This window comes from Pseudomonas sp. Irchel s3f19 (assembly GCF_900187555.1).
GTDB classification, from domain to species: Bacteria; Pseudomonadota; Gammaproteobacteria; order Pseudomonadales; family Pseudomonadaceae; genus Aquipseudomonas; species Aquipseudomonas capeferrum.
In genome coordinates this window covers 198759-220520 of record NZ_FYDW01000001.1, presented here as the reverse complement: position 1 = coordinate 220520, position 21762 = coordinate 198759, and the positions used below count along the sequence as shown (strand labels likewise).

General features: G+C 63.5%; 18 protein-coding genes. 9 read left to right on the top strand and 9 right to left on the bottom strand.

What is annotated here, in order from left to right; translation table 11 throughout:
* The first annotated feature begins 105 nt into the window (after positions 1-105).
* The 5 genes from CKW22_RS01035 (at position 106) to CKW22_RS01015 (ending at position 5540) form a co-directional block, all read left to right on the top strand.
* Positions 106-2406 (top strand): fatty acid cis/trans isomerase, encoded by a 2301-nt coding sequence (locus tag CKW22_RS01035; protein WP_095063778.1) that lies wholly within the window; start codon positions 106-108, stop codon positions 2404-2406.
* Positions 2407-2559: 153 nt separating this feature from the next.
* Complete coding sequence (locus tag CKW22_RS01030) at positions 2560-3594, top strand: acyltransferase (RefSeq protein ID WP_033699011.1); 1035 nt, start codon at positions 2560-2562, stop codon at positions 3592-3594.
* Between the two features lie 58 nt (positions 3595-3652).
* Complete coding sequence (gene nfuA, locus CKW22_RS01025; RefSeq protein ID WP_012271640.1) at positions 3653-4237, top strand: Fe-S biogenesis protein NfuA; 585 nt, start codon at positions 3653-3655, stop codon at positions 4235-4237.
* A gap of 206 nt (positions 4238-4443) precedes the next feature.
* Positions 4444-5052 carry an SCO family protein gene (locus tag CKW22_RS01020; RefSeq protein WP_033699010.1) on the top strand — a complete coding sequence of 203 codons (609 nt, stop codon included), beginning with the start codon at positions 4444-4446 and terminating at the stop codon, positions 5050-5052.
* Positions 5052-5540: a copper chaperone PCu(A)C gene (locus tag CKW22_RS01015; protein WP_033699009.1), complete on the top strand. Its 489-nt coding sequence runs from the start codon at positions 5052-5054 to the stop codon at positions 5538-5540. The genes CKW22_RS01020 and CKW22_RS01015 overlap by 1 nt, the downstream gene beginning before the upstream one ends.
* Before the next feature lie 33 nt (positions 5541-5573).
* Here the strand turns inward: CKW22_RS01015 and CKW22_RS01010 are convergent, their stop codons facing one another.
* The 8 genes from CKW22_RS01010 to CKW22_RS00975 form a co-directional block, all read right to left on the bottom strand.
* Positions 5574-5801, bottom strand: a complete 228-nt coding sequence (locus CKW22_RS01010) for a hypothetical protein (RefSeq protein ID WP_033699008.1) — start codon at positions 5799-5801, stop codon at positions 5574-5576.
* Positions 5802-5875: 74 nt separating this feature from the next.
* Entirely contained in the window at positions 5876-6709 is an 834-nt protein-coding gene (locus tag CKW22_RS01005; protein WP_033699007.1) for an AraC family transcriptional regulator, read from the bottom strand.
* Positions 6706-7020, bottom strand: a complete 315-nt coding sequence (locus CKW22_RS01000) for an AzlD domain-containing protein (RefSeq protein ID WP_047581077.1) — start codon at positions 7018-7020, stop codon at positions 6706-6708. Before CKW22_RS01000 ends, CKW22_RS01005 begins: the two co-directional genes overlap by 4 nt.
* The gene (locus CKW22_RS00995) at positions 7017-7718 is read right to left on the bottom strand and encodes an AzlC family ABC transporter permease (RefSeq protein ID WP_033699003.1); all 702 of its coding nucleotides are present in this window, start codon (positions 7716-7718) and stop codon (positions 7017-7019) included. The genes CKW22_RS01000 and CKW22_RS00995 overlap by 4 nt, the downstream gene beginning before the upstream one ends.
* A gap of 102 nt (positions 7719-7820) precedes the next feature.
* Complete coding sequence (locus CKW22_RS00990; protein ID WP_095063628.1) at positions 7821-8522, bottom strand: hypothetical protein; 702 nt, start codon at positions 8520-8522, stop codon at positions 7821-7823.
* A gap of 150 nt (positions 8523-8672) precedes the next feature.
* Positions 8673-9767 (bottom strand): hypothetical protein, encoded by a 1095-nt coding sequence (locus tag CKW22_RS00985; RefSeq protein ID WP_033698999.1) that lies wholly within the window; start codon positions 9765-9767, stop codon positions 8673-8675.
* 26 nt (positions 9768-9793) lie between these two features.
* Complete coding sequence (locus CKW22_RS00980) at positions 9794-10420, bottom strand: LysE family translocator (protein WP_033698997.1); 627 nt, start codon at positions 10418-10420, stop codon at positions 9794-9796.
* 2 nt (positions 10421-10422) lie between these two features.
* Positions 10423-11199 (bottom strand): YqcI/YcgG family protein, encoded by a 777-nt coding sequence (locus CKW22_RS00975; RefSeq protein WP_033698995.1) that lies wholly within the window; start codon positions 11197-11199, stop codon positions 10423-10425.
* Positions 11200-11358: 159 nt separating this feature from the next.
* Between CKW22_RS00975 and CKW22_RS00970 the strand changes: the two genes are divergently transcribed.
* Positions 11359-12279: a LysR substrate-binding domain-containing protein gene (locus tag CKW22_RS00970; RefSeq protein ID WP_033698993.1), complete on the top strand. Its 921-nt coding sequence runs from the start codon at positions 11359-11361 to the stop codon at positions 12277-12279.
* On the opposite strand, the gene CKW22_RS00965 is transcribed toward CKW22_RS00970, so the two are convergent.
* Positions 12264-13169 (bottom strand): LysR family transcriptional regulator, encoded by a 906-nt coding sequence (locus CKW22_RS00965; protein ID WP_033700155.1) that lies wholly within the window; start codon positions 13167-13169, stop codon positions 12264-12266. The two genes, CKW22_RS00970 and CKW22_RS00965, sit on opposite strands and share 16 nt — an antisense overlap.
* 119 nt (positions 13170-13288) lie before the next feature.
* On the opposite strand from CKW22_RS00965, the gene CKW22_RS00960 reads away from it, so the two are divergent.
* The 3 genes from CKW22_RS00960 to CKW22_RS00950 all read left to right on the top strand — a co-directional run bounded on the left by CKW22_RS00960 (position 13289) and on the right by CKW22_RS00950 (position 21547).
* A complete protein-coding gene (locus CKW22_RS00960) occupies positions 13289-14479 on the top strand; it encodes an MFS transporter (RefSeq protein WP_033698991.1) in 1191 nt (396 codons plus the stop codon).
* Positions 14480-14582: 103 nt separating this feature from the next.
* Entirely contained in the window at positions 14583-16943 is a 2361-nt protein-coding gene (locus CKW22_RS00955) for a DNA polymerase II (protein WP_033698989.1), read from the top strand.
* Between the two features lie 80 nt (positions 16944-17023).
* Positions 17024-21547 (top strand): NEL-type E3 ubiquitin ligase domain-containing protein, encoded by a 4524-nt coding sequence (locus CKW22_RS00950; RefSeq protein ID WP_095063627.1) that lies wholly within the window; start codon positions 17024-17026, stop codon positions 21545-21547.
* Positions 21548-21762: the final 215 nt, after the last annotated feature.

Here is a 21762-nt window from a genome sequence, read left to right as displayed (position 1 = left end):
TTAGGCGCATCGCCCATTTGCATGAATTTTGCTCATGTTGGCGCACAAGCACCCAGGCGCGACCAGGCAATCGTGATGGCTTTCAGGAACCAGGACTTTTCGCACATGCTGCAACGTATTCTTGCCGGCGTCTTCGCCTTGCTCATCAGCGGCGTGGCGTTCGGGCAAGCCCCCCAGTCGAGTCCGGCCATTTCCTACACCCGGGACATTCAGCCGATCTTCACCGAGAAATGCGTGGCCTGCCACGCTTGTAACGATGCGGCCTGCCAGCTCAAGCTGGAAAGCCCCGAAGGGGCCGTGCGCGGGGCCACCAAGGTACCGGTGTACCAGGGCGACCGAAGCAAGGCGGTGCCCACCACGCGGCTGTTCTACGACGCCCACAGCGAGGGCGAGTGGCGCAAGAAGGGCTTCTACTCGGTGCTCGACAGCCAGGGCAGCCAGGCGGCGCTGATGGCGCGCATGCTCGAACTTGGGCACAAGACACCGCTCACGCCCAATGCCAAGTTGCCCGAGGACATCGTCCTGGGGATCAGCCGCAACAACATGTGCCCGTTGCCCCATGAGTTCGACGCCTACGCCGGCGCGCACCCCAGGGAAGGCATGCCGCTGGCGGTCACCGGCCTGACCGACCAGGAGTACAGCACGCTGCAACGCTGGCTGGCCACGGGGGCGCCGGTAGAGTACCAGCCGGTCCAGCCGAACCCGGCCGAGGCCAGGCAGATTGCCGACTGGGAAGAGCTGCTCAACCGCCCGGGCTCCACCGAAGCCCTGGTCGGGCGTTGGCTGTACGAGCACCTGTTCCTTGCGCACATCTACTTCGTTGGCGGGGAGCAGGGCCACTTCTTCCAATGGGTGCGTTCGCGCACGCCCAGCGGCCAGCCGGTCGACCTGATCGCTACCCGTCGCCCCAACGATCCACCGGGCACCGACTTCTATTACCGGCTGATTCCGGTGCAAGGCGTGATCGTGCACAAGACGCACATCACCTACCCAATGGGCCCACAAAAGCTCAAGCGGGTGAAGCAACTGTTTTACGCCGGTGACTGGCACGCTGCGGCGCTGCCCGGCTATGGCCCGCGTCATCGGGCCAACCCGTTCGAGACCTTCGAGGCGATCCCGGCGGTGGCGCGCTACCAGTTCATGCTGGACAACGCCGAGTACTTCGTGCGCACCTTCATCCGCGGCCCGGTGTGCCGTGGGCAGATTGCGACCGACGTGATTCGCGACAACTTCTGGGCGCTGTTCCAGGAGCCGGCCCATGATCGCTACATCACCGATGCCCAGTACCGCGGCGCCGCCACCCCGTTGCTGGCCATGCCGGGGCAGATCGATGACGTGGGCAGTGTGCTGAGCCTCTGGCACGCCTACCGCGACAAGCGCAACGAGTACGAAAAACTGCGCCGCGAAGCCTATGCCGAAATGCCGGCGCCGGGCTGGTCGACGTTGTGGGCGGGTAACGACAATGCGCTGCTGAGCATTTTCCGCCACTTCGACAGCGCCTCGGTGAGCAAAGGCCTGGTCGGCGATGTGCCGCTCACGGTGTGGCTGTTCGACTACCCGTTGCTGGAGCGCACCTATTACCAGTTGGCGGTTAACTTCGATGTGTTCGGCAACGTCTCGCACCAGTTGCAGACACGCCTGTACTTCGACCTGATCCGCAACGGTGCCGAGGTCAATTTCTTGCGCCTGATGCCGGCCGATCAGCGCGGTGCGATCCTCAGCGACTGGTACCAGACCAGCGGCAAAGTGAAGATGTGGCTCGACTATGAAGACATCGACACCGATACCCCGAGCGGCATCAAGCTCGACCCTGGCAACCCCAAGCGCGACTTCGGCCTCAAGCTGTTGCAGCGCACTGGCAGCCTGAATGCGGCGCCCGACCCGATCAACCGGTGCCAGGGTGCCTACTGCTCACGGCCGCAAATGAGCGAAGAGTTCCGCAATGCCGAGCAGTCGCTCAGCCGCCTGGTGTCGCGCCCGGCGGCGGGGCTCAAGGTCATCAACCAGCTGCCTGAGGCAAGCATGCTGCGCATCGAAGGGCAGGGCGGTCAGCGCCAGGTGTACAGCCTGCTGCGCAACCGTGCGCACAGCAACGTCGCCTTCCTGCTGGGCGAGGCTTCCCGCTATCAGCCAGGGCTGGACACACTGACCTTGTACCCGGGCGTACTCAGCAGCTACCCGAATTTCATCTTCAACATACCGACCCAGGATGTGCCGGAATTTGTCGAAGACATGGAGTATGCGCGTGATGACCCGAGCAAGTTCGAGCGCATCGTCATGCGCTGGGGTGTGCGCCGTAGCCATCCGCAGTTCTGGCAGTACTTCCATGACGTGAACAGCTACATCAAGGAGACCCAGCCGGTGGAAGCGGGTGTGCTGGACATGAACCGCTACGAGAACCTCTGATCGGTTGGCCTGACCTTTCCGGGGTAGCTGCGGTCGGAAACGGTGGGTGGTCCTGATCGACTGCAGGGGGGGCTGCTGGGCAGCCTTTCGCGGGTATTGCCCCCTCTGCGCTCGGTCACCGGCCTCAATGCACCGGCAATCGCAGGGTATTCCATGCTGTATTCGCTTCAGGCACTGCGGGCGTTCGCCGCCTGGGTGGTGGTTTGCCACCATTTCATGCAGATTTTCTTCGACTTCCACGCCAGCGGCCCGATCGGCCAACTGCTTACCGACCGGGGCGCCGTGGGCGTCGATATCTTCTTCGTCATCAGTGGGCTGGTGATCTACCTGTCGACCCGTGACAAAACCATCGAACCGCGTCAGTTCCTGCTCAACCGGGTGCTGCGCATCGTGCCGGCGTATTGGTTCTACAGCTTGCTCATGGCGGGCCTGCTGCTGGCGGCCAGCCGCTGGATGCCGCACCAGCAGTTCGACTGGCAGCACCTGTTGCTGTCGTTGCTGTTCGTGCCAGCGGAAAACCCCGGGGGGTACGGGCTCTACCCGACCTTGAACGTGGGCTGGACGCTGAATTTCGAGATGTTCTTCTACCTGCTGTTCGGCCTGGCGTTCCTGGTGCGCCAGCGCCATCACCTGTGGCTGGTGAGCGCTGCGCTGTTGCTGGTCAGTGAAGTGCTGGGCCGGCTGGGCGTGCTCAGCCATTTCTACAACAACGACATCATCTATGAATTCCTGCTCGGCATCGGCCTGGGTGTGCTGTATCGCCGGGGCCTGATTCGCGAGGGCGTGTGGATGCCGCTGGCGTTGCTCGGGGTGGCGGGGTACGCCCTCTATCACCTGGACGCTTCCCAGCGTCTGTTGCACTGGGGCGTGCCCAGCGCCCTGGTGGTGCTGGCCTTCATTGCCCTGGAACCGTGCTTCAAGGGTAACCAGGTGCTCAAGGCACTGGGCGACTGCTCGTATTCGGTGTACCTGATCCACGTGCTGGTGCTGTATGCCGGCTGGTTTGCCAGCCAGCGGCTGCACTTGAACCCGTATCTGGTGTTTGCCCTGTGCGTGCCGTCCATTGGACTAATGTCGTGGTTCAGCTACCAGTGGCTGGAGCGTGGCTTGTACCGGCGAATGCAGGCCTGGCTGGCGGCCCCACGGGGGCAGGCCCCGGCTTACGTGCTTTCCCGAGTCAAATACTAGGACTTTGTGCCGGGGCCAGGTTGGCGTACACTTGGCCGCAAGTCTGTGAGGAACTTACATGAGCGCTATAACCATTACCGACGCCGCCCATGATTACCTGGCCGATCTGCTCTCCAAGCAGAATACGCCCGGCATCGGCATTCGCATTTTCATCACCCAGCCAGGCACCCAGTACGCAGAGACGTGCATTGCCTACTGCAAGCCGGGCGAAGAGAAGCCCGACGACACCGCCGTGGGTCTGAAGAGCTTCACCGCTTACCTCGATGCGGTCAGCGTGCCCTTCCTTGAAGACGCGCTGGTCGACTACGCCACCGACCGCATGGGCGGCCAGCTGACCATCAAGGCGCCAAACGCCAAGGTGCCGATGGTCAACGAGGACAGCCCGATCAACGAGCGTATCAACTACTACCTGCAGACCGAGATCAACCCCGGTCTGGCCAGCCATGGCGGCCAGGTGAGCCTGGTGGACGTGGTCGACGACGGCATTGCCGTGCTGCAGTTCGGCGGCGGTTGCCAAGGCTGCGGCCAGGCTGACGTGACGTTGAAGGAAGGCATCGAGCGCACCCTGCTCGAGCGCATTCCCGAGCTCAAAGGTGTGCGTGACGTGACTGACCACACCCAGAAGGAAAACGCGTACTACTGACGAGTACGCGCCCTTAGCAACAAACTGTTACGGATTCAACCCCTGCGACAACAGGCCGCAGCCCGTATTCAAAGGGCTGCAGGCCAACACCGCCTTCATCGGGTAGAAGCACTTGGGGTGTCATGTAAGAATGCCCCGGTTTTTCGACCGGCCCCTCCCTGGGTCGGCACCTTTCCTGTGAAGGATGGCCTGTAAAGGATGGTTCCATGAATGATCTGTATACCCGGCGCGCGGTTGTCGCTGGGATGGGCGTTCTCGGGCTTGGCCTGCTGGCCGGCTGCAGCCCGGCCCGGGGTCTCGAGTTCAAGTACGGCAAGAACATGAGCAACGAAATCCTTGGGCGCAAGTTCAACCTCAAGGACCCCCAAGGCAACCCGCGTACCCTGTCGAGCTTCTACGGCAGCATGCCGATGATCTTCTTCGGCTTCACCCAGTGCCCGGCGGTCTGCCCGACCACGCTGGCGCGCGCGGCGCAAATCAGGCAAATGCTCAAGGGCCGTGACCGTGACCTGTTCCAGGTGGTGTTCATCACCCTGGACCCGGAGCGCGACACCCCCGAAGTGCTCGATGCCTACGTCAAGGCGTTCGACCCGTCGTTCACCGCCCTGACCGGTACCCCTGAGGAAATCGCCGAGGTGGCCAAGGAATTCAAGGTGTTCTACGAGAAGGTCCCGGCCGGTGACACCTACACCATCTCTCATTCGTCCACCAGCTACGTCTACGACACACGTGGCACTCTGCGCCTGAGCCTGGGCCATTCCCTGAACGCCAAGGAATGCGCCGAAGACCTGGTCACCCTGATGGAGATTTGCTAATGGCTGTTTCACTGCAACCGTTCAAGCGCGGCCTGGCCGCCATCGCCCTGCTGGGCCTTGCCCTGCCAGCGTTGGCCGAGACCACCGTGAGTGATGCCTGGGTCCGTGCCAGCGTGCCGCACCAGCAGTCCACCGGTGCCTTCATGACCTTGACTGCCAGCAGCGACAGCAAGCTGGTAGGGGTCGAGTCGCCAGTGGCCAAGACCGTGCAGGTGCATGAAATGACCATGAACGGTGATGTGATGGGCATGCGTGAGGTCAAGGCAGTCGAGTTGCCGGCTGGCAAGGCGGTAACCTTGGACCCGAATGGCTTGCACGTCATGCTGATGGGCTTGAAGCAGCAGGTGAAGGAGGGTGAACAGGTACCTCTGACCCTGTTCATCGAAGACACCAAGGGTGGCAAGCAAACGCTGCAGGTGCAGGCGCCGGTGCGCCCGCTCAACGCCGAGGCTGGCGGTGGGCATGACCACATGCACATGAATCACTGAAATACCGGGGGCCGCATAGCGGCCCCAGTTCATTCAGCTGCGAAAGCGTGGCAGCGGCCTGTCCAGGGTCAGCGAGGTCAAGGTCTTGCGTACCTGGGCTTCGTCGGCCTCCAGGGCCTTGAGGCTCGCGCGAATCTTGCCGGCGACGGGCACATCGCCCTGCCGGTCGATCCAGTCGGCGATCTCCTTGCAAGCACTGCTCAGGCAGGCCTGACGCTGGTTCATCAGCGATATGAGGGTGGTGAGCTCTCTTTCGGACATGGCAGGATCCTCCAATTCAGCCCTGTCAGTGTAGCAGTGCCTGACCCGTTTGCCCGGCCAGTTCCGCGGCCTGCCTAGCTGTGCAGGCAGGCCTGTCGATAGGCCCCCGGCGTCACGCCATAGGCCTGCTTGAACTGCCGGCTCAGGTGGCTTTGGTCAGCGAAGCCCAGGCTGAATGCCACCTCGGACGCCGCCAGGCCGCTTTTCAAGAATTCCCGGGCTCGGGCCAGGCGCCGTTGCTTGAGCCAGGCATGCGGCGGCAAACCGGTGGCCTGGCGAAACACCCGGGCGAAGTGGAAGGGCGACAGGTTGACCGCAGCCGCCAGGGCTTCAAGCGAGGGCGGGGCGGCCAGTTGGCTCTCCAGCAATTCGCGCGCACGCGCCACCGCCAGGGGCTCGAGGCCGGGTGCTGATGGCTCGGCGCACTGCCCGTGGCGTTGCACCAAGGCCAGCACGGCATGGCGCCAGGCGGTCTGCTGCTCCAGCGCACTGGCAGCCGATTCGGACAGCTGGTGCAACTGGCTGAAGGCCAGCGCCAGGGCCGGGTCCTGGATCACACTGTCCTTGAAGCTGGGCCTGCCGTGCCGGCCGAGCTCCAGCTCCTCCAGCACGCCGGTGACCCGTTCATGTTCCGGGTAGAAGCCGCGATAGCGCCAACCGGCTTCATGGGCAGTGGCGCCGGTGTGCAGCTCGTCGGGGTTGATCAGCACCATGCTGCCGACCGGGGCCAGGTGCTCGCTGCCACGATGCCAGAAGCGCTGGGCGCCGGACTCGATCACGGTGAACACATAGCCTTCGTGCACGTGCGGGGCGAAGCGTTGCTGAAAGTACCGCGCGTGCAGCATCTCGACGTCGCCCAGCGCCGGCGCCTGCCACAGGTGTGTCTGTTCACGCAGGGGCGTGGTCATGCCAGCCAGCTGCGCAGGAGGAAGAAGATCAACATGCTCACCAGCATGCTCAGCAACACGCTGCGGGTCAACAGCACCAGGGCGACGGCCACCACTGAGCCCAGCAGATACGGGTTGAGCAGGCTCAGGTTCAGGTGATGGTCAGGCATGAAGATGATCGGCCCGCAGATGGCGGTGAGCATGCCCGGCACCGCAAACCCGAGAAACTGCCGGGCGTTGGAGCTTAGGCGCAAAGGCAGGCGCGGTTCGAGAAACGCATAGCGGTTGAGGAACACGATGGCGCCCATGGCGAATATCAGTAACCAGGTCATGCACGGCCTCCAAAGCACTTCTGGCAAACGAAACCGGCGCTCATGCCGAGCAGGCCTGCCGCCACCAAGGCGGTTTCCCAGTGCCAGGCACTGAACAGCACCGAGCAGAACAGCGAAACGGCCACACACACTACCGTTGCGAGGTTGCGCACCAGGGGCGCGATCAGGGCGACGAAGGTGGCGACAATGGAAAAGTCCAGGCCCAACTGGTCGAGGTGCGGAATGTTCTGGCCAAGCACGATGCCGGCCAGGGTGAACAGGTTCCAGGCGACATAGAAGGTCAGGCCCACGCCCAGCGCGTACCAGCGGTTGAACTGTTGCTGGTCGTAATGGCTGGTCATGGCAAAGAATTCGTCGGTCAGCAAAAAGCCCAGGCCCAACCGCCAGCGCAGTGGCTGGTTCGACAGCACGGGGCGCATGGACAGGCCGTACAGCAGGTGCTGCGAGGTCAGCAGCAAGGTGGTGAGCAGGATCGACGCCAGGTTGGCGCCGCCCTTGAGCATGCCAATCGCCACCAGTTGCGCGGCACCGGCAAAGACGATAGCCGACAGGCCTTGGCCTTCCCAGGCACTGAGGTTGGCTTCAATGGCCATGGACCCGGCCAAAAGGCCCCAGGGGGCCACGGCCAGGGATAGCGGGAGGATGGCGATGGCGCCACGCAGAAAGGCTTGGCGGGCAATGTGTGGGCTGTGGGGCATGGTGGCTGCAACGCGTGTACTCGGTTGCGCAGCATGCCAGAGTGGTAATAGGGATGGCTTGAACGATCTTGCTGGTTTGGGCCCTGTTCGGGCTCAAGGGCGTTAGCGATGGCTGGCCAATCCGTGTTGCGCTGTCACGCACCCGTTGATGTCCACGGCCTTCTGCAGCAAGGTCTGACGCTGTTGCGAGTCCAGGTCTGCCAGCAGCCGGTACACCTCGGCCTGGTAGTCGCGCTGACGCCCCCACTGCATTTCCAGGCCCTGCGGCTGGCTGCGGCTACAGGCCAGTCGCGTGGCAGGTTGCGGGTAGTAGGGGGCGTACTGGGTGGCCATGCTCGGGATCGCCTCCAGTGCAGCGCGATACTCCACGCTGGCGTTGTAGGGCGGGCACCAGGTGGCGATGGCCGCTGCCGGAGCCGCGAAGCCTTGCTTGAGGCTGGCTACCAGCAAAGGGCAGGCCGCGTCGGGGATCTGCCCGGCGGGCAAATAGGTCATGTAGTAGAGCGCCAGCCGGTACTGCGCCACCGGGTGGCCCAGCGCCACTGACTTTTTCAGCAGTGCCACCGCGGTAGGCAACGTGTGGGCAAGGGCCTGGCCCTGACGGGTGAGTTCCGGGTCGCTGCCCAGGGCAGTGCGCAGTGAACTGGCGCTGTCATCTTGGCTGTCGGCCTGTTCCAGCAGCGGCAGGGCCTGGCGGTAGAGCAGGTCGGCATGAGGGTCGATGCGCACGTCAAGCGCTTGCGCAGCCAACGGCATCAGGGCGATCAACAGCGGGGGCAGGATGACCGCGCGACTCACAGGCATGCCTCGTGAAAAGCGCAGTCACGGCAGGCGGCCAGTTGTTGATGGACGGCTTCGATGTTCATGACAGGTACAGGTGCGCCTCAGGCGGATCGGAACGACGACGTATTCTAGCCACCCAAGGGCCCTCGCCGAAAGACCAGCAGGCAACTGTCAGACGAGCTTGATGGGTGTGACCTTGCGCTGAGCGTGTTTTTCCTGGGCCAGGCCCAGCTTGGCGGTAATGACCTTGGCCAGGGCATTGTTGCCCAGGTCGTTGAGGTGCAGGCGGTCGACGAACAGGTCGGCGCCGAATACCGGCGAGCTGCTGAGCATGCTGTTCATGTCGTAACAGGGTACCGGGTCGGCCTGGCTTTTGATGCGGCGAAAGAAGGCCATGTGCAACTGGCTGTCAAAGACCCCGTCGAGCAGGCGGTCGAAGTTGGCCGGCTGTTGCTCCAGCGCCGTCAGCATGGCCTGCTCACCCTCAGGCAGGGTTTCGCGGCACCAGGGCAGCAGTGGCTGGAGTATGAAGGTGAGGGTGGCATGGCTGTCTGCCAGCAGACGCTCCCATTGGCGCAAGGTGCGGCCGATGGTGTCGGCCGCGCGGGCCAGTCGCTTTTCAGGGGGCGATAATGGCCTGGCGACAGGCGCTACGGGCGGGCGCGTGGTCAAGGCTTGGCCAAGCCGTCGCCAGAGCGATTGCGGGCGCGGGGCCACAGCAGGCGGCATGCCGTCGCTGTAGCTGTTCAGCGTGTCGCGCAGGGCCGTGGCGTGAAGCGGGTCGTGGGGGCTGGCGAGGACTTCGCCAAGGGCTTCATGGGCCAGTGTATTGAGGCCGCTGAGCACCACCACATGGCCCAATTGGCCGAGCCGATGCTGGTGGGTGAGGAACATCAGCAGCTCCTGGCCGGCATTGAGCCCGCAGCCGGCCAGGTTCAGCCAGACTTCACCGGTCAGCATCGACAAATGTGAAGCCACCGTATGTTCGTCGCAGCTGGCGCCTATACCCAAGGCGGTAGAGCCCCCCACCAGCAAGTTGATGCGCGGCGCCGCGCCGCGCTCGGCCGCCGAGAAACGCTTGCCCGCACAATGGCTGTAGCGCAGGCCAAGGGCATCGGTGTTGATAGTGCCGGAGCGATAACCGCGCTCGTGCACTTGTAGGGTGTGTGGCGCACGGTGGTTGCCTAGTAACAGAAAGCGCTGGTAGTCCTGTTGCAGCGGCGAAGGAGGGCCCGGGACAGGCGTGCTGGTGTCGGTCGATCTCATGGGCACTCCTTCGCGTTGTTGCTGGCTCAGGCCGCCAGTTCCTTGAGGTTGTAAAGCAGGCCGCCCGCTGCGATCAGCAACAGGGCGACGCCCGAAGCCAGGCTGATCAGGCGGTTGCTGCGTTGCGATGCGATCTTGCCGATGGCGAAGATGTACAGGCTGAGCACGGCGAAATCGATGGCCACCCACAGCAGCGACAGCACCACCATGCTCTTGCCGAACGACTCGGTGATCTGGATGAACTGGGGGAAAAAGGCGATGAAGAAGATGATGTCCTTGGGGTTGGAGATGCCCACCATGAAGCCTTGCAGCAGGCCGCCGCGCCCAGGCCCTTGTGTCTCGTTCGCCGCGTCCGACGCCGGCGCCTGCAGGGCTTCCTTGAGGGTGCACACGGCGATGTAGCCGATGAACAGGCAGCCCATCAGGCTCATGCCGCTGAGCCAGGCCTTGTCGATGGCCGCGCTGGTCAGGATGATCCAGGCTGCCGCGCCTATCAGTACCAGGGACGCCCAGTTGGTACCCACGGCGGTGAACATGGCCTTGCGCGAGCCGGAGGCGGCAGCGGTGTTGACGATCAGTGCTACCACCGGGCCAGGGGTGGCGATCAGCAGCAGCACGGTCAGTGCATAGGTGGCGGTCAGTGCGGTATTCACGGTCAATTCTCGATCAGTGTGTCGGCGGGTACATGGGCGTGGAACGGGCAGCGTGACGGGTTGAGCGAACCTGCCTCCTGCAGTTGGTACTGCTTCCACTCGTAGTTGTCGGCATCGCCGAATGCGCCAAGGGTGTCGGGCATGACGCCGTCGTTATAGTGGGCCACGCGCTCGCGGATGCGGGCACGAATACGCTTGCCACTTTCAGTGCTGGCGTTGGCCACTTCGTCGAAGTTCTCCCGGGGGTTGATGACGAAGGTGATGTGCGGGCCCAGGTTGCGGCTTTTCATCTGCCGGTGGCCCGGGAAGTTCATGTTGATGAACAGCGGCATGCCGGCGTAGCAGAACGACCAGCCGTTATCGTCCGGGTCGGAGGGTATGGCCTGCGGCCAGGGATGTGGGTCGCGGGCATGGACCCCACGCAGCACCTTCCAGGCCAAGGCCTGTTGCTCGGCAAGGGTGTAGTCGCCAGGGGTTTCGAGAAACACCACCAGTGGGCTGCCGATGCGCTGCTTGAGCGGAATCGGTGCGATGGTGCGCACATAGTCGGCCAGGCCCTGAGCGATGTCATCGGCCAGCTGCTCGGCGCGGGCGAAGAGGATGTGGCAGGTCTCGCTGGCGACCGCCTTGCGCCCGAACAGGCACGGAAAGTCGGGGCTGGCGAGAATGCCGCGAAAATGCTGTATGGTTTTGTACGTCCAATGCTGCGTGTTCCGGACATGTTCAGTGGCCAGCTCTAGCGCATCCAGGCGATAGCAGTTTCCATAACCCGTAAACATGATTTCCCCAGGTTTCCAATTAAGTAACGTTCCAGGCATATGCAGGCAGAATCTTGGTTATCTTTATTATTTACATGCATTTTCTGAGACGGACTTAACGTTGTAAAACGCGTGGAACTATGACCTACTATTAGTCTTACTCATGCTTCGGACGTCGCCATGTCGGAACGGATTCAGGCTCTGCACGCCTTGCGTGCTTTCGAGGTGGCCTCTCGTTATGGCTCCTTTACCCGTGCGGCGGAGGAGCTGGCACTGACCCAAGGGGCAGTCAGCCACCACATCAAGACCCTCGAGGCCATGTTCGGCTGCGACCTGTTCGAGCGCCGTGGCCCGAAACTGAGCCTGACCGAGCACGGTCGCCTGTTGTCCCAGGAGCTCAAGGTCGGCTTCAAGATCATCGAGAATGCCTGCGCGTTGCTGCGCCAGGACCGCTACGGCCTGCGCCTCAAGGCCCCGTCCACGCTTACCATGCGCTGGCTGCTCAGGGCACTGGACGGGTTCAAGAAGAACGACGACAGCTGCAGCGTGCAACTGTCGAGCGTGTGGATGGACATCGACAGCGTGGATTTCTATTCCGAACCCTACGACTGCGCCATCCTGCTGGCCAACGGGCGTTTCCCCGCCGACGTCGAGAGCTTCAAACTGTTCGATGAATGGCTGATCCCGGTCTGCCACCCCGACTACATGGCACAACCGCAGCCCGACCTGGGCGACCTGCGCCAATGCGAGTTCCTTCACCCGTCCCCAGACCGGCGCGATTGGCGGCGTTGGCTGGCGCGCATGGATGCGCTGGACATCAGCATCGACCAGGGGCAGGTGTTCGACACCCTCGACCAGGGCATCTCGGCGGCTCAGCAAGGGTTGGGCATCTCGGTGGTGGACCTGGTGCTGGCCACGACCGATCTTTCGGCAGGGCGCCTGGTCACACCGTTCAAGTACGCGGTAGCCACGGGCGACGGCTATTACATGACCTGGCTCAAATCCAGCCCCAAGGCCCGGCAGATGCACAAGCTGCGTGATTTCCTGTTCGGCCAGGTACCGCCGCTGGCCTACAAGGACATCAACTACTTGTATGGCTGAGGGCCGCCAGGCAATACCCGTTCGAGCATGAAGTCGATGAACACTCGCAGCTTGGGCGGCACGTGGCGCCCCGACGGCCACAGCAGGTAGAAGCTGCCACGCCGTTCCATGAAACTCTCGAGCACGCTCACCAGTGTGCCTGCGGCCAATTCGCGGCGCACGCTGAAGTCTGGCAGGCAGGTGATGCCGCGGTGGTTTAGGGCAAAGCAGATGCGCGTCTCGACGTGGTTGCACACCATCGAAATGGGGATGTCATAGCCCTGGTCGGGGTGCTCCTGGCGCAGCGGCCAGACCTCCAGCTTGCCGTTGCTGGGGAAGCGGTAGTGTAGGCAGGTGTGTGTGCTCAAGTCACGCGGGTGGCTGGGCGTGCCGCGCTCGCGCAAGTATTCGGGTGATGCCACCAGGCGGTGCTGGAAGTGGCCGAGGAATTTGGCATTGAGGCGTGAGTCCAGCGGCTGGCCACCACGCATGACCACATCGAAACCCTCTCCGACGATATCCACCATGCGGTCGGTGAACTCCAGGTCCAGCTCAACCTGGGGGTACAGCGCCATGAACTCGGCCAACGCCGGCATCACCAGCCCGGTGACCTGGGGCAGGCTCACGCGCAGGCGGCCGCGCGGGGTTTCGCTGGCCTGGGACAGCGCCTGCTCGGTCGCTTCGATTTCCGCCAGGATGCGCCGGCTGCGCTCCAGAAACAGCGTGCCTTCGGCGGTCAGGGTGATGCTGCGCGTGCTGCGATGGAACAGGCGCACACCCAGGCGACTTTCCAGCCGTGCCACGCGCTTGCCCACGGCCGAGGCAGTGATGCCCAGTGACTGACCGGCAGCGACGAAGCTGCGGGTTTCGGCAACTCGGTTGAAGACCACGAAGCCGCTGAGGCTGTCCATGACGTGTTCCTGATTGCGGACATTGATGTCCGGGGTGAGCGGCATTGTAACCGTCTTTTTCCGTAATGCCGCCGCCGTGCACACTGTCGCCCTCGATTTCCACTTCAAGGCACCCTGCAATGTCCCAGATATCTTGCGCACCGCCATTGGTTGAGCGCGCCGAGCGCCTGCCCCTGAGTGGCCTGCTGGCGCTGGCTATGACCGGCTTTATCGCCATCCTCAGCGAAACCCTGCCTGCCGGTTTGCTGGACCAGATCGCCGGTGGCATGCACATCAGCCAGGCCATGGCCGGGCAATGGGTTACGGCCTACGCACTCGGATCGTTGTTGACTGCCATTCCCTTGGTGACCCTGACGCAGGGCTGGTATCGCCGTCGCGCTTTGCTGCTGGCGATCGGCGGCTTTGTGCTGTTCAACGGCTTGACGGTGTTGTCGTCGTCCAACGCTCTTACCCTGGTGCTGCGCTTTTTCACCGGTGCCGCTGCCGGCTTGGCCTGGGGGCTGATCGCCGGCCATGCCCGGCGCATGGTACCGGTGGCCTTGCAGGGGCGGGCGATGGCCGTGGCCATGCTTGGGCAGCCGATAGCGTTGTCCCTGGGGTTGCCTATTGGTACCTGGCTTGGGGCAATGCTGGGGTGGCGTGCGACCTTCGTCGTGGTCACCCTGGTGGCGCTGTTGCTGGTGGTCTGGGTATTGCGCGCGGTTCCGGATTACCCGGGGCAGGCCGCCGGCAAGCGCCCTGCGGCGTTGCAGGTGTTGCGCACACCGGGCGTGGCGCTGGTGCTGCTGGTGATCCTGACCTGGGTCCTGGGCCACAACATCCTCTATACCTACATCGTGCCGCTGTTGGCGGCGGCGGGGATGGCCGCCGAGATTGGCCAGGTGTTGATGGTGTTCGGCCTATCGGCGCTGGCGGGCATCGGGCTGGTCGGGTTGTTGGTCGATCGGCATCTGCGCAAGCTGGTACTGCTGAGCCTCGCCGGGTTTGCCGTGGCCACGCTGGTGCTGGGGCAGGCGTCTTCGTGGGCGATGTACCTGAGCATTGCGCTGTGGGGCGTGACGTACGGCGGCGCGCCAACGCTGTTGCAGACGGCCTGTGCGGATGCGGCGGGCGAGGGCGGTGATGTGGCGCAGTCGATGCTGGTGACGGTGTGGAACAGTGCGATTGCGTTGGGGGGGATTATTGGCGGTTTGCTGCTGACCGGGGCCGGTGTCGCGTGGTTTGCGCCAGTGGCGTTGCTGTTGATCGGCTTGGCGTGGCTGCTGGCGTGGGCAGGGCGGCGTAGCGGGTTCGTCGCCGGCTCCCGCTGAAAACAGCGCTGAGTTGCCCCGGCAAGACATGCAAAGCCACAGGCTGCCCTGCAAAGGGTAGAATCGTCACTTCAGGCACAACAGACAACCAGAGGTCGACGCGGTGGATTTGCAGCAGGGCTTTGTCCTGACCCGGCATTGGCATGACACACCCGAAGGCACGTGCGTGGAGTTCTGGCTGGCTACCGACCAGGGGCCGCGGCAATTGCGCCTGGCGCCGCAGGTGTCGGTGGCGTTCCTCCCCCAGGCGCAAGCCGAGCATGCTCGCGTGCTGCTGGCCAACGAGCCGGGCGTCGAGCTCAAACCCTTGCAACTGCGTGACTTCGATCAGCGCCCGGTGCTGGGCCTTTACTGCCGCCAGCATCGCCAGTTGATGCAGGTGGAGCAACGCCTTCGCAACGCCGGCGTTGAGGTGTACGAGGCGGACATCCGCCCACCCGAGCGCTATCTCATGGAGCGCTTCATTACCGCCCCAGTGCAGTTTACCGGCCAACCCGACGGCCACGGCGTGCTCTGCGATGCCCAGCTCAAGCCCCTGCCGGACTATCGCCCGCCACTGCGCCTGGTGTCGCTGGATATCGAAACCAGCCAGCGCGGTGAGCTCTACAGTATTGCCCTCGAAGGCTGCGGCCAGCGCCAGGTGTACATGCTTGGCCCGGCAAACGGCGACAGCAGCGCCGTGGACTTCGACCTGCATTACTGCGACGACCCTGCCGCGCTGCTCGCGTGCCTCAACCAATGGATGGCCCGGCACGATCCGGATGCGATCATCGGCTGGAACCTGGTGCAGTTCGACCTGCGCCTGTTGCACGAACACGCCAAGCAATTGCAGGTGCCTTTGGCCCTGGGGCGCAACGGCGCGCCCATGACCCTGCGCGCTCACGCCAGCGGTGGTCACGTATTCGCCGATGCCCCCGGGCGGCTGCTGATCGACGGTATCGAAGCCTTGCGTTCGGCCACCTGGAGCTTCCCTTCGTTCAGCCTGGAAAACGTGGCGCAAACGCTGCTGGGCGAGGGCAAGGCCATCAGCACGCCTTATCAGCGCATGGACGAAATCAACCGCATGTTCGCCGAGGACAAACCGTCGCTGGCACGCTACAACCTCAAGGACTGCGAACTGGTCACGCGCATCTTCGCCCATACCCGCCTACTCGAATTCCTGCTTGAGCGTGCCAGCGTCACGGGGTTGGCCGTGGACCGAAGCGGTGGCTCGGTGGCGGCGTTCTGCCATTTGTACATGCCTCAGATGCACCGCCTGGGCTTTGTCGCGCCCAACCTCGGCAGCCGCCCCGACGAGGCCAGCCCCGGTGGCTTCGTGATGGACTCACGCCCTGGTCTCTACGATTCGGTGCTGGTGCTGGACTACAAAAGCCTGTATCCCTCGATCATCCGCACCTTTCTGATCGACCCGGTCGGCCTGGCCGAAGGCCTGCGCCAGCCCGATGACCAGCACTCGGTGGCCGGCTTTCGCGGCGCTCGCTTCTCCCGTAGCCGGCACTGCCTGCCAGCCATCGTCGAGCGTGTGTGGCAGGGCAGGGAGGCGGCCAAGCGCGCGGGTAACGCGCCGCTGTCGCAGGCACTGAAAATCATCATGAATGCCTTCTACGGTGTACTGGGTTCCAGCGGCTGCCGCTTCTTCGACCCGCGCCTGGCGTCGTCGATCACCCTGCGCGGCCACCAGATCATGCGCCAGACCCGTGAATTGATCGAAGCGCGTGGTTTTGATGTGATCTACGGCGATACCGACTCCACCTTCGTCTGGCTCAAGGGCGCCCATGACGAAGACGCCGCCGCGCGCATCGGCCGTGAGTTGGTGGCAGAAGTGAACCTGTGGTGGCGCCAGCACCTGCACGATTCGATGGGGCTGGACAGCGCCCTGGAGTTGCAGTTCGAAACCCATTACCGACGCTTCCTGATGCCCACCATTCGCGGCACCGAAGAGGGCAGCAAAAAGCGTTACGCCGGCCTGGTACAGCGCGCCGACGGCAGTGAACAGATGGTGTACAAGGGCCTGGAGTCGGTGCGCACCGACTGGTCGCCGCTGGCGCGGGAGTTCCAGCAGGCGCTGTACGGGCGTATCTTCCGCGGCCAACCGTACCGCGACTACGTGCGCCAGTACGTGCAACAGACCCTGGCCGGTGAACTGGATGAGCTGATGGTCTACCGCAAGCGCTTGCGCCGCCCGCTGGCCGACTACCAGCGAAACGTACCGCCGCACGTGCGTGCGGCGCGCCTGGCCGACGCGTACAACAGCCGCCTCGGCCGTCCACGGCAGTACCAGAACGGTGGCTGGATCAGCTACCTGATCACCACTGCCGGCCCTGAACCCTTGGAGAACCTGCAGGCGCCCATCGACTACGAGCACTACCTGAGCCGCCAACTGCAGCCGGTGGCCGATGCCATCCTGCCCTTTGTCGGTGATGATTTCGCGGCGTTGACGGGCAGCCAGTTAGCGTTGTTCTAAGTGCGGGCATTAGCTATCTAACGCCTCGACCAACCTCTTCTGCCTAGGCTGGCCTCTTCACTGAACAGGAGGCTTTGAGCATGGGCACTACCGTAGGCAATGATGTCGAGTCAGGCTTGCCGCATCTGGACACGCTGCAGCGCGACAGCGAGGCGTTTCAGGATGACATCATCGGCCAGCGCTTGCCCCGCTGGCTGCGCCAGGCGCCGGTTGAGCAGCTGCCGGAGATCAGTCGCGCACTGGCCAAGAGCCTTGAGTGCCGTCAGCAACTGGGCGCGCTGCTGGCGCGCATCGACGGGATCGATCATTTCGTCGTATCAGCGCTGCAGAACGCGCTCACCGAGCGCTATGGCGTCACGGGCAATCCACGCCGGCTGACGTTTCTCGAAGGGCGCCGTGAGCCGGTAATCAACGCTCAACCCGTTGGGGCCCACCTCACCGAGGTGGTGTACGAAGAAAAACCATTGCTCGAGGTGGTACTGCGTAACTTCACTGCCGAACAGGCCAGCACGGGCGGCCAGCCTGTCGGCAACCGGCTGCTGGTACCGCGTGCAGGCACCCACAACCTCCCCACCGCCATCGCCTTTGCCGCATTGTGCCGCGAGCTGGACCTGGGCGAGGGCTATCAGCGTCATCTGGATGCCATCCTCAAGCCCGACGAGAACCCAAAACGCATCGAGTCGCTGCTGGTCGATGCAATCCGCTATGCCATGTTGGTGGACGGGTACAAGGCCAGGCAAGAAGAGGTGCTCGATGCCAGCGACCTGAAACTGTTGGTGAGCATGTGCCTTGAGGGCAAGCTGTTGCGCCTGGCAGGTGACCTGGTGGTGGCCAGGCAACTGAGGCTGCTCGGGTGCGCCATTGAGCAGGTCGTGGTGCTCGAAGTGATCGATCAAGGGCCCCTGTTCAACACTACTCGGCGGTTGTTGATGCATGTGCCGGGTGACCCGGTGGCGGCCTGGAGTGCATTCGACAGCCTCGATGACCTTAACCGCGCGCTGGGCCATCGCCTGCGCCTCAAGACGTATCAACGGTTCTTCAGCCGTTTCGTGCTCAGGCGCGACAGCCAGGCATTTTTCGCCAGGGTAGTGCCGGCTTTTGACGACCTTCCAGACTGGGCCAGTTTTGACCTTAAACCGTATTTGCAGGCGTATCCGTCACCGCTGTTCAACAGCCTGGCGCAGGCGCGCATCCGCCAGATCAAGGAGGACGCAGCGATGATCGCGGTGCCGGTGGCTCGGCTTGATCGCGAGCTTCAGCGTGCCCATGACGAACGGCTGGCCGCAGAAGGGTGGGCGCTGCTCAACCTGGCGTCGTTCTTTGTACCGGGCTTGGGGCTGGTCATGCTCGCGGTGACCGTATGGGAGTTGCTGGGCGAGGTCTACCACGCTATCGAGGCCCTGCATGACGGTGACACCCAACAGGCACTTGATCACCTGACCCACGTCGCCACCGACCTTGCAATTGTCGCGGCCACGGCGGCGGGCGTCTCGCTGACCAAGCGGCTGTGGGCACGTTCGGCGGTGGTCGATGCGATGGTGCCTGCGCGGCTTGAAGACGGTAGCACCAAGCTCTGGCAGCAGGACCTGGCAGCGTATCGCAGCATCGCGCCGAGCAGTGCGGCGGCCCAGGACGCCTTGGGTATTCGGCGCTACGGTGGCCAGGCCTGGGTCGAAATGGACGGGCATCACTACCCTGTGGTCGAGCCGGCTGGCGATGGCCAATGGCAACTTCGCCCACGCGGTGGCAACGGGCCTGCGCTACGCCACAACGGCGCTGGCGCCTGGCGGGTATGGACCGAGCAGCCCGCGCAATGGGACGACACCTACCGCATGTTCCGCCGTCTTGGCGCACCGCTGGACAGCATGAGTGACGAGCAGATCGACCAGGTGCTGGGCTTTCATGAACTCAACGCCGATCACCTGCGGGCGCTGCATATTTACGGGCGTGCGCCGGAGCCTGGGATGCTCGACAGCGCCGAGCGCTCCAGGCTTGACTGGCGGATCCGCCAGGTGGTCAGCCATTTGCGCGCGGGTGAGCAGGTTGAGGATTTCGCCGTGCTCCAGCATGCCCGGCGCCTGCAAGGTGCCTCCGGTGCGTCAGACCAGGCGTTGGCCGAACTGGCATGGGCCCAGCGCAGGCACTTGCTGGGGCAGTTGTATGAGGCCGTGCAGCCCCGCGACACGCCCGGTTCTGTCTTGCTGCGCAAGGTGTTTCCGGGGCTGCATTCGCGTGCCGCACGAGCGCTGCTGGCGGCAGCCAACGGGGATGATCGGCGGCGGTTGATGCAAAGCGGTCGCGTGCCATTGAACCTGGCCGAAGCGGCCAGGCGCAGTGTCTCGGACATCCGCAGGGTTCGAGTGCTTGAAGCGTTGACCCTGGATACCCCACAGAACGCCGACCTGGCACGAGTGGTACTGGGGTTGCTCAAGTACCTGCCTGGCGCTGGCCAAGGTGTACGCTGGCGTCTTTTCGAAGGCCAGCGCGGTGGGCCACTGCTGTCATCGGTTGAGGAGGGCACCCACGGTTTCGATCTCTTGCACCAGCGTGGCGCCTTCCAATTGCTCGATTCGCAAGGCGTACCGCACGGTCAGGCCGGTGAGTTGTTCGAGGTGATGACTGCTGCCTATGCACCGCATCAGCGCGCGGCCATGCAGGTGAACGAGCCTTTCGCCCATAACCTGAGGGTCACGCTGGCGCGTGAGGCCATGCGACGGCACGCTGAAGTCGAAGGCCTGCTGGGTGTACCGCGCCTGGGCTTTTTCCGGCCACCGCAGCGATTGGCTGATGGCCGTTTGGGCTACCCCTTGGGCGGCAGCAACTCGGGTGGCCCTGGACGGCCCGAGCGGGCGCTGGGGGCGGCGGTGCGTGACCTGTTTCCGTCGTTCAGTGATGAGCAGGTGGCGGCATGGACCGACAATGTGCGGCGCTCGGGTCGACAGCTGGATGCGGTACTGGCCGCGCTGCGCACAGAGTACAGGGCGCTGCGCAACAGCCTGGACGCATGGGTTAGGGAGGCCGTAGGTGAAACCAGGGAGGACCGGGCCTGCTTGCGCGACACGCTGATCGATTGTTGGCAGCGCACCACCGACGCCGGGCAAGCCCACCTCAACACCGACCACAACTATCGCATGGTCTTGTACAACATGAACCCTGAAGGGCTGCCGGAAATACCGGCCCAGGTCAGCTTCGCTCATGTTTCCGATCTGTCCCTGCTGCGCTTGGAACTTCGAGACGTTCCTGCGAGTTTCCTGCTCGCCTTCTCGCGCCTGAGCATGCTGGACCTGGGCGGGAACCTCCTGACTCAATTGCCGCAGCCCTTGTTGCAGCTACCGTACTTGCGTCAGCTTACCCTGACCAACAACCGAATCGTGTTGAGCACCAGCCAGGCGGCTACCTTGGCAAGCGCCACAAACTTGGAGTACATCGACCTGTCCCACAACCCATTGGGGCGCACCTTTACCCTGAGTGGGTTGACTACGCTGCGCTGGTTGAACTTGCGCAACACTGGCCTGACGCATTTTCCCCATGGTATGGCCAGCCGTTCAAACCTGGTTCTCATGGATATGCGTGAAAACCGCATTACCCAGATCCCCCACTGGTTCTATCAGCTGCCGCCCGGGGTTCGGCGGCGCACCAGGTTGGCCGGCAATCCGCTGGAAGGCGACGAGCTGGTGCGTCTGCAGGCTTCGTTCATGGCACCTCTCGTGCCGCTGGACGAGGCCTTGCTGCGAGAACAGTTTGTCCGTAGCCGGGAGGTTTGGGGGGATGCTGTCGGTCCGCAGCACCGTGGCCTGCTGATCGCTGCATGGGAGGCGGTGGATGTAGGCGAGCCTGCAGAGCGTTTCTTTCGCGTGCTGCAGCAGTTGCTGCAGTCTGCGGATTTTCACATCAATCCCCAGGCACTCGCGCAGCGGGTACTGGCTGTGCTGCAGGCGATGTCCAAGGAGCCAGCTCTGCGTCAGGCATTGTTGGACATCGCCAACGACGAGTGGGGTTGTCAGGATGGCGCTACCTGGTGCCTCAGCAACCTTGAGTTGAATGTGCTGGTGTGGCAAGCCCGTGCGGATGCGCAAGGTAATACGGAGCATGCCTTGCTGGCGTTGGGTCGGCGTTTGTGGCGTCTGGATGAAGTCGACCGCCTTGCCGTGCGCGACATTCTTGATCGCGGTGGCAACCCGGATGAAAGCGAGGTGGGGCTCGCCTATCGCCTTGGATTGCGTGATCGTCTGGGCTTGCCCATTCAAGTGGGAGACATGAGTTTTCGGCCACTGGCAGGGGTGACTGAGGCGCACCTTGCACGGGTCGAAGCGCAAGTGCTTGAGGCCGAGACGCAAGAGCAGGTCGCCCGTTCGCTGGTGGACCGAACCTTCTGGCAGGCGCACCTGGAACGCACTCACCCGGAACGTTTCGCGCAAGTCGACAGGCCGTTCCGGCGCCGGCTCGACAGCGTACTCGATGATGAGGCGCTGACCGACGGGACCAGACAGGCACAGTCCGATGCCATACTTGGCGAACAGCGCGCAGCACGGCGGGGGCTGATGCTCGACATGACGCTGGCGGCACTCGAAGCCGGGCCCACGGATGCGGGTATCGATGTGTAATGGCCCCGACTGGCAGGGCACAGCCGTGTCTGCAGCGGCTTTGGACTATGCTCAGTGACAGGGCGGCGTGTTCGGTAAAGGCCGTCATCCTGTTCTGACGCATGGCTGGAAATTGCCCGTTACTTTTCCCTGACACACCGGGTGTTTGAAGTGGTTTAGGCTCCAGGTCGGATTTTTCTCCGTGATCTGCAGTCATTGGTTTATCGAGATATTAA

Coding starts and splice junctions, on each gene's coding strand:
- CKW22_RS01035 (WP_095063778.1), top strand. CDS start 106: ATGCTGCAACGTATTCTTGCCGGCGTCTTCGCCTTGCTCATCAGCGGC.
- CKW22_RS01030 (WP_033699011.1), top strand. CDS start 2,560: ATGCTGTATTCGCTTCAGGCACTGCGGGCGTTCGCCGCCTGGGTGGTG.
- nfuA (WP_012271640.1), top strand. CDS start 3,653: ATGAGCGCTATAACCATTACCGACGCCGCCCATGATTACCTGGCCGAT.
- CKW22_RS01020 (WP_033699010.1), top strand. CDS start 4,444: ATGAATGATCTGTATACCCGGCGCGCGGTTGTCGCTGGGATGGGCGTT.
- CKW22_RS01015 (WP_033699009.1), top strand. CDS start 5,052: ATGGCTGTTTCACTGCAACCGTTCAAGCGCGGCCTGGCCGCCATCGCC.
- CKW22_RS01010 (WP_033699008.1), bottom strand. CDS start 5,801: ATGTCCGAAAGAGAGCTCACCACCCTCATATCGCTGATGAACCAGCGT.
- CKW22_RS01005 (WP_033699007.1), bottom strand. CDS start 6,709: ATGACCACGCCCCTGCGTGAACAGACACACCTGTGGCAGGCGCCGGCG.
- CKW22_RS01000 (WP_047581077.1), bottom strand. CDS start 7,020: ATGACCTGGTTACTGATATTCGCCATGGGCGCCATCGTGTTCCTCAAC.
- CKW22_RS00995 (WP_033699003.1), bottom strand. CDS start 7,718: ATGCCCCACAGCCCACACATTGCCCGCCAAGCCTTTCTGCGTGGCGCC.
- CKW22_RS00990 (WP_095063628.1), bottom strand. CDS start 8,522: ATGCCTGTGAGTCGCGCGGTCATCCTGCCCCCGCTGTTGATCGCCCTG.
- CKW22_RS00985 (WP_033698999.1), bottom strand. CDS start 9,767: ATGAGATCGACCGACACCAGCACGCCTGTCCCGGGCCCTCCTTCGCCG.
- CKW22_RS00975 (WP_033698995.1), bottom strand. CDS start 11,199: ATGTTTACGGGTTATGGAAACTGCTATCGCCTGGATGCGCTAGAGCTG.
- CKW22_RS00970 (WP_033698993.1), top strand. CDS start 11,359: ATGTCGGAACGGATTCAGGCTCTGCACGCCTTGCGTGCTTTCGAGGTG.
- CKW22_RS00965 (WP_033700155.1), bottom strand. CDS start 13,169: ATGGACAGCCTCAGCGGCTTCGTGGTCTTCAACCGAGTTGCCGAAACC.
- CKW22_RS00960 (WP_033698991.1), top strand. CDS start 13,289: ATGTCCCAGATATCTTGCGCACCGCCATTGGTTGAGCGCGCCGAGCGC.
- CKW22_RS00950 (WP_095063627.1), top strand. CDS start 17,024: ATGGGCACTACCGTAGGCAATGATGTCGAGTCAGGCTTGCCGCATCTG.